This is a genomic window from Sulfurimonas sp., assembly GCF_016744025.1.
Classification (GTDB): domain Bacteria; phylum Campylobacterota; class Campylobacteria; order Campylobacterales; family Sulfurimonadaceae; genus Sulfurimonas.
The window spans coordinates 1-1,516 of the sequence record NZ_JADGFC010000252.1; the positions used below are offsets into that span (position 1 = coordinate 1).

Consider the following 1,516-nt stretch of genomic DNA (forward strand, 5'->3'; position numbering starts at 1 on the left):
ACTCCATCTTAAAAATGATTATATTTTTCATCAAAAAATCCTCTATTTTATGTCACTGCTTAAACTAAATAGTCTAATAGTAAATTGTACCTAGAATTATTTTTCGATGAACTGCCTCATTTTTCTAAAAATATACTAGAAGCTTTAAGAGAACCGATGCAAGATAATCGCATCCGAATTTCTCGTGTAAACTCCAAAGTAGAATATCCAAGTGACTTCTTATTTATAGGAGCAATGAATCCATGTCCTTGTGGAAATCTTCTAAATGAGCATCTAGATTGTAGATGCAACGAACTTGAAATTCAAAGATATAAAAATAGACTCTCCGATCCATTTTTAGATAGAGTAGATATAAATGTAGTTATGCAAAATGTCAAAGCAGATGACAAGTCTAGTTTTACCTCAAAAGAGTTACACCGTAAAGTTGTTGAAGCTCATATATTTTCTAAAAAAAGAGGTCAAGATAAGTTTAATGCAAAACTTAGTGATGCAGATATAGAGAAGTTTTGTGTCTTAGAAGCAGAGGCCAAAGATGTTTTAGATATAGCAGTTAGTAGATTCTCATTATCTTTTAGAAGTATAAAGAAGATTCAAAAAGTTGCTCGTACTATTGCTGACTTAGATGCAAGTGAATATTTTAAGATATGGATTGTAAACATATTACTAACATTGGTTACATTAGGTATGTACTACCCATGGGCGAAAGTTAGAAATCGTCGTTACTTTCATGCTAACAGTACACTTGAGGATAGAAACTTTGAGTATCATGCTACCGGTAAGCAATTATTTGTTGGTTACGTTATTGCTATGCTATTGTTAATTACATATGTAATTGTTGAGAGAGTATTTGCATTCGCTAGTGTTTTCCTTATTCTTCTTCTACTTATAGCAATACCATGGATCATCCTAAGAAGTATGATGTTTAACATGAAAATGACAAGTTTTTCAAATATTCGTTTTAAATTTCTAGGTAAGTCTAAACAAGCCTATATTAACCTTTTTGCCTATCCATTGGGCTTTTTCCTTATGTATATTCTAATTTTCTTTGCATCTACCGCTATTTTATCTACAATAGGTGTTAGTAAAATGATTACTATACCAATAATACTTTTATTAATGCTAGTTTCTTTTATTTATGGAAATGCGTTTTTAAAAAAGAAAAATACTGAGTTTCTTATTAACAATGTTGAGTTTGGTCAAGGAAAATTTATCACTAACTTAGATATTAAAAATTTAATGATTATTTTATCAAAGGTGGTAGGTATTGGATTGCTTGCAACGATAATAACAATAGCACTTTTAGTAACAATAGTAGGAACTGAACAACTAGTTGGATTGAATGAAGCTAAACAAGATGTTGAAGCTGTTAGAGCAATATTGCTACAGATATCACTAATAATAGTGCCCATATATTTAGGACGCCAATTCTAAAATCAAGTGCAATTTTTTGAAAGTAAGTTGAAAGATAGGATTAATCGATAATCTGCTAATCTTATTCGACCAAAAACAAAGAAGT

1 protein-coding gene is annotated in these 1,516 nt (G+C 30.1%); it reads left to right on the plus strand.

All coding sequences use genetic code 11. The features are described 5' to 3' along the window. Positions 1 to 84 precede the first annotated feature (84 nt). Positions 85 to 1,431, plus strand: coding sequence for a DUF898 family protein (locus QZZ48_RS15775; RefSeq protein WP_294967208.1), 1,347 nt, complete (start codon positions 85 to 87; stop codon positions 1,429 to 1,431). The last annotated feature ends 85 nt before the right edge of the window (positions 1,432 to 1,516 follow it).